Below are 5,632 nucleotides of genomic sequence, written 5' to 3'. Positions count from 1 at the left end.
TTCTGAGCAATTTCGAGGGTGTTCCTGGTCAAAATCCACATATTGTGAGTCAACTACTACTCTCTTGAATATGACGACCTCTTTAACAGGAAGAAGGTAGTAGTTTTTCAGGAAGCCCTAACTTATTGACAGTTTCATTATACCTTAACCAAAACGCGCCACACAAATGCGATAATTGTCATTCAAAGTAAATAACAAGGCATTTGGTGGTGCTTTGGTAAGAAAACAAGGTTTAATCGACCCATTTTGTCTAGCTAGACTGTTGTCAAAGGATGCAAACCACAAATCGGGACAGACGTTTTTAGAGCACAACCGTCAAGAAGAACTGCTGAATATTTACAATGAAGAGGCTGTTTTAGAAATCTTACCACAGAGCATTTCACAGTAATAGAGTTTGTTATGGACAATCTAGTTCCTTCTTTTTATCTATAGGAGGGCGTTGTAGGTTCTTGTTTTGTAAATGGACAAGAATGGAAACACTAAATCTTCAGTAAAGTGATAGAACTTTTACGACTCCCATTTCTTAGTGAAACCTTCCAATCAAAGAATCTCTTTACTAGTAGAGTCTTCGTGGATACTCAATTTCCTCTCCAAAAAAAGGTACGCAGAGAGGCGGCACCTATTAGGAGCTGATTTGTTGGCTCTTAATAGATTCATTATTGCAACGAGTGTTCAGTAATTGTGAAGAGTGACTTGCCTCCGTAGATGATCTACACCATCAGGAAGTGGTGTTGACAGCACAGATCCTTCGTCACTATTGGGCCTGAACTGCTTCTGAAGGGATTAATTGGTGAATACCAGGAAATACATGGAGTCTGAGGAGAGTGAAGGGAGATGTTCGCGATCAATTTCAGCCCGTTCAGATGGAAGTGGACCGGATCAAGTAAAGAGTGATACGAAGAAACCAAAACGGAGGTTGTGAATCTTCCGAGCTACCGTAATACTTAAGACGTTCAAATGGGCCCGTGCTTTTGTAAGTGGGCTATTCGCTTCGAATTTGCTTCGCTGGAGTGATTTTGGGTAGATTGCTCTCGATACTGGTTAGGCTTCAGAAGGCGCAGTTAAAGTTGAAGAACCACTCGGGTGTGAATTCATCTCAAGATAGTCTGCCACACCATGAAATGAACCTTATGAACTGTGGAAAGCCTTTGTCGTCAAACCTTTGTTGACCGATCGGAGATTTTGCCGACGAATCGATAGGGGGTATGAGAGTGTCAAGACTTCTTTCGCTCACCAGGTGGGCCTTCTTGTGCGCGTTAGTTCTTGGATTTCCTGCAGTGGTTGCCGCACTGACTGGTGCAGGACAGGTCTATCGGTGGAATCAACTGGAAATAGACGGCCCTTCTGCTCGCCATAGTCACGCGACGGCCTACGGTGTGCAGCGGGATGTTTTGGTTCTCTTTGGAGGACTCTTCGGCGGAAACTCGCGAGACTCGATACTTCTCGGCGACACCTGGGAATGGAACGACTCCGAGTGGTCCTTGGTTGCCGAGACAGGTCCCAGTCCGCGGATGGGACATGCAATGTTTTACGATAGCAGACGAGGAGCGGTAATCCTCTTTGGAGGAAACGACGGTGCCCCCCTGAATGATACATGGGAGTGGGACGGCCGGGAATGGAAACTCCTTTCCACATTCGGTCCCGGCCCTCGATCAAGGCATGCGATGGCCTACGATTCCGACCGTGGAGTGGCGGTAGTCTTTGGAGGCATTCCGAGAGAACCAGCCGATACATGGGAGTGGGACGGCAACTCCTGGAAAATGGTAGATGTTTCCGGGCCTGAAGGTCGATCCAGGGCGGGGATGGTCTATGATGCCTCGAAGAAGCTGATTGTGCTCTTTGGAGGCCGTCTTTCCAACGGGGAAATGCTCGGTGACACGTGGACCTGGGATGGCAGTGAATGGATTCAAGTCGCCAGTGACGACCTCTTTGCTCGCTCAAGACACTCGATGATATATGACAGCGCGAGTGACCTTATCATCGTTCACGGCGTTTCATTCGGGGGCAGGAATGAGATGATCGAATGGGACGGAACTCACTGGAACCCTATAGGCCATTCGCTGCCAAGGAACGTTATGGAAGCCTTGCTGCCACCGAGGCGTGTATACTACGCTATGGCGTATATCGAGAGTAGTGGGACGGTACTGCTGTTCGGAGGCTGGGACGGCAGCACTTCGCTCTCGGATAAATGGGAGTTGATCATAGAATGACGGCTTCCAGGAAAGTGAAAGAACATCAATAGAGAAATGTTGACACTTGCAATCGATCTGTCGTTTTTATAAGCCGATACTGAGCTTTGTGAACGACGAGCTCTCTTTCTCTCCCTTCGACAAAGGCAATCGTTATCGCAGTCGCCGCTAGCGATTGTATCTCTTGAGGAATTCTATCGCCGCTTCTTCATCCAGAGGTCTGCTGATCAGATACCCCTGAATTTTGTCGCATCCCCATCTCTTCAGATACTCTCTTTGCTTTTCGTGCTCTACCCCTTCTGCTATGGCGCAGTGCCCGAGCTTATGAGCCATCGAAATTATGTCGCTTGTAATAGTATCCTCGGCTCTGAGGTACATCAGTCTGTCTATGAAGGATCTGTCTATCTTCAGGCAGTTCACGTTCAGATCTCTTTCTCTGGCAAGGGATGAGTAGCCCGTCCCGAAGTCGTCTATCGCTATATGGATCCCGGAATTACTCAGCTCACCAAGAATACGGTTTATTTCCTCATTGTTTGATGCGACAACCGACTCCGTGATCTCTATGCAGACATTCTCTGGCCGAACTTCAGTATTTCCTATCATCTTTAACAGGCTGATTGTGAAGTCATCTCTCAGAAGCTGTATCGCAGATATGTTGATTGAAACACCGATCGAAGTGTGGCCGATGGTCTTTAGCCTTTTCAGGAAACGAAGCGCTTGAAGGATAATGCTTCTTCCAATCGGTACAATCAGCTTCGTCTTCTCGGCCACGGGAATAAACTCCAAAGGATGCACAAGGCCGAGCGCGTCTATTTGAAGTCTAGCAAGAGCCTCAAAGCTGCAAATCGTGTCGTCTCTTAGATCTATGATCGGCTGATAGTGAAGAAACAGCCCGCCGTAGCTTTCATCGGCTTCAACCTCGGCAAGCGCGTGTGTTATTTCCTGCTCGCGGACTATCTGACTTTCAATCGCTGCATCATAGAAGCATATACCTATCTCCGTGTTTTCGACATCTATCGCTCTCTCCGAAGTCAATAGAAGTTTCTTCAATAGCTCGTCCACATCACGCTCATTATCTTCGTTTATTTCTACAATCGCAATTCCGCCACCAATTCTTTCAGCCGAAAGGATAGGTTCCAGAGTTCCCTCAATCGCCTCGCAAAATCCTGCCAGTTCGCTTCTATCACCGTAGCCCTTTATGTAGAATGCGAATCGATTCTCGTACGTGTTAAAAAGCATCCGTTCTTCAGTAACATATCTGCCAAGCGAGTCGGCTATATTCCTTATTAATTCCTGTGTGTAGTGAAATCCGTAGGTCGTTGTCAGAGCCTGAATTGAACTCAGATTAATACCCACAATAGCCCTTTTCCCTGCGGCACGTTTGTTTGCATCGCTCTCCAGGAGGTTTTCCAGGTAAGTGCGGTTATACAGCCCGGTCCATCTATCGTGTTCATTGCTGTACCTGAGATCGTCCTCGATCTTCTTTCTGACTGAAATGTCGATTATTATCCCCTCAAGAGCCTCTATCGCTCCCTGTTCATCGAATATGCCTTCTCCCATCTCCAGAACCCATTTGCGCCTTCCATCCGCAGTAACGATCGGGTACTCTTGCCTAAATGGTTCCCTATTTCTAAGCGCCTTTTCCCATTTTTCCCATAGAAACTTACGGTATTCAGGCGCGATCAAATCGTTGAAAGAGAGGTCCCGATTGTTCATGAGACTTGCGGGCGAATAACCTGTCAGCTCAAGACACCCCAATGAGACGTACTGCATCGTCCATTCCCGATCGTAATTGCACCTGTACGCCATCCCGGGAATATGAGACAGAAGAACCGATTTGCTGCGCTCGCTTTCTATTAGATCGGCTTCTATCGCCTTTCTTCTGGTGATATCCTTAAGAAGAGCTATATGGCTAGAAGATCTTTCTCCCGGCAGACTTAGGGAAGCCACTTTCATCTCGACCCATACGATCGAACCATCCGGCCTGATATATCTCTTTTCCATTGAATAGTTTTCAACTTCGCCTGATCTGAGCTTTTCGTAGTAATCCAGGTCCTTCTCCAGATCATCGGGATGTGTGATCTTTGCCCAACCAAGACTTATGAGCTCTTCTCTTGTCCTGCCGGTGATTCTTTCTACCATTGAATTGATCTGTGTATCTAGGTCTCCTATATCATTTGAGGGGTCACTGCCGTAAGAAATCGCGATGCCTATAGGTGCCTGGTCGAAGATAGTATCGAAAGTCACCCTCTGTTCTTGCAGCTTCTGTTCGATCAGCCGCTGTTTTCTTAGCAGTTCAAGATGAACATTGACTCTGACCTTCACAGCATCAAAACTAATCGGCTTTCTTATGTAATCAACGGCGCCGAGACTCAGACCTTTGATTTCGTTGTCCAGCTCATCGTGGTTTGTCAGTATTATCGTACTCAGCCCCTTGTATCTGTCTTCTGACTTCAGGACTTCAAGCACTTCGAATCCGTTCATTCCGGGCATATTCAGGTCAAGTATTATCAGGGAAATATCATCGTTCTCGTCTATCTTCTTAATAGCCTCTAAACCATCGCAAGCGGTAAGGACATCGTACTCGCTCAACATCCGTCCGATAAGAACTCTGTCTGCAGCTGAATCGTCGACAACCAGGATCTTCTCCCTCATAGATCATCCCCCCAAAACAACAGACTAAATGCAGAAGAACAAAAAGGAGGCTTCATATCTGCCTCCCGCACTGCGCGTTTACTGAACGGCAATAATCCAACTGAACAAACAGGAAAATACATTATGAGTGGCAAGCACAAGCCCCCAGCTGCTTCCGGCAGCAAACAGATTAATCACGGGGCGGTCTATCCTCACCTCTGGAAGCCCGGCAGAAAGAGGCAAAGCTTCTGCATCGCGAAGAAGATCCTCCAGGCCGATCATCCTGGCAAATCGGCCGCTCTTGAATTGCGCTCCTAATTCATCTAACTCGTTCGCTTGCATATGTTTCTCCTAATGTTGGTGATACTCTTCGGGTGCAATTGACAGTATTTGAATAATAGCATATGCTCTTTGCCCTGCAATGCTTCCTCACGACAATCTGCAAGCATCTGCCTCACGCAGCAAGAGAGCATCCTACAAATGAGTCCACTCTTGCGTGCCTCCCGTCAATAAAGGCTTCGTTCACTCAACTCCTCAATGGGATGAATCGACAAATGGGTCCGACCTCGTTTAGCAAAGTCAATGCAATGAAAAAGCGGGCCTGTCACGAATAGAGCTTAATTGTGTGTCTTCACAAGATAGTACAATTCATTCTTCTTAATCGAAAGATAATGATTTGCTCTCAGAATTAACTGGTGAAACATTCCTTATTGGTATAATCACTTCGTCTTATAGATTCTACTAGTAGAGATTCTTCTTCACCTTATTAGCGTGTCTGATATTCACCCTGGAAATTTATTGTATAGGTC

At 46.7% G+C, this 5,632-nt stretch carries 3 protein-coding genes; 1 reads left to right on the top strand and 2 read right to left on the bottom strand.

All coding sequences use genetic code 11. From position 1 onward, the window contains the following. Positions 1 to 1,205: 1,205 nt before the first annotated feature. On the top strand, positions 1,206 to 2,210 hold the full coding sequence (locus ENN47_01075) for a hypothetical protein (protein HDP76783.1): 1,005 nt from the start codon (positions 1,206 to 1,208) through the stop codon (positions 2,208 to 2,210). Between the two features lie 147 nt (positions 2,211 to 2,357). Here ENN47_01075 and ENN47_01070 read toward each other — a convergent pair whose 3' ends face one another. Together ENN47_01070 and ENN47_01065 are read right to left on the bottom strand one after the other, a co-directional pair. After that, on the bottom strand, positions 2,358 to 4,844 hold the full coding sequence (locus ENN47_01070; GenBank protein HDP76782.1) for an EAL domain-containing protein: 2,487 nt from the start codon (positions 4,842 to 4,844) through the stop codon (positions 2,358 to 2,360). Positions 4,845 to 4,922: 78 nt separating this feature from the next. Next, a complete protein-coding gene (locus ENN47_01065) occupies positions 4,923 to 5,165 on the bottom strand; it encodes a hypothetical protein (GenBank protein HDP76781.1) in 243 nt (80 codons plus the stop codon). Between the last annotated feature and the right edge of the window lie 467 nt (positions 5,166 to 5,632).

It is taken from the genome of Mesotoga infera (assembly GCA_011045915.1).
Taxonomy (GTDB): Bacteria; Thermotogota; Thermotogae; order Petrotogales; family Kosmotogaceae; genus Mesotoga; species Mesotoga infera_D.
The sequence above is the reverse complement of the archived record's forward strand: the minus strand, read 5'-3'. Positions and strand labels throughout refer to the sequence as shown.

Excerpts from the sequence above, each read along its gene's own strand:
- ENN47_01075 (HDP76783.1), top strand. The coding sequence starts at position 1,206 with ATGAGAGTGTCAAGACTTCTTTCGCTCACCAGGTGGGCCTTCTTGTGC.
- ENN47_01070 (HDP76782.1), bottom strand. The coding sequence starts at position 4,844 with ATGAGGGAGAAGATCCTGGTTGTCGACGATTCAGCTGCAGACAGAGTT.
- ENN47_01065 (HDP76781.1), bottom strand. The coding sequence starts at position 5,165 with ATGCAAGCGAACGAGTTAGATGAATTAGGAGCGCAATTCAAGAGCGGC.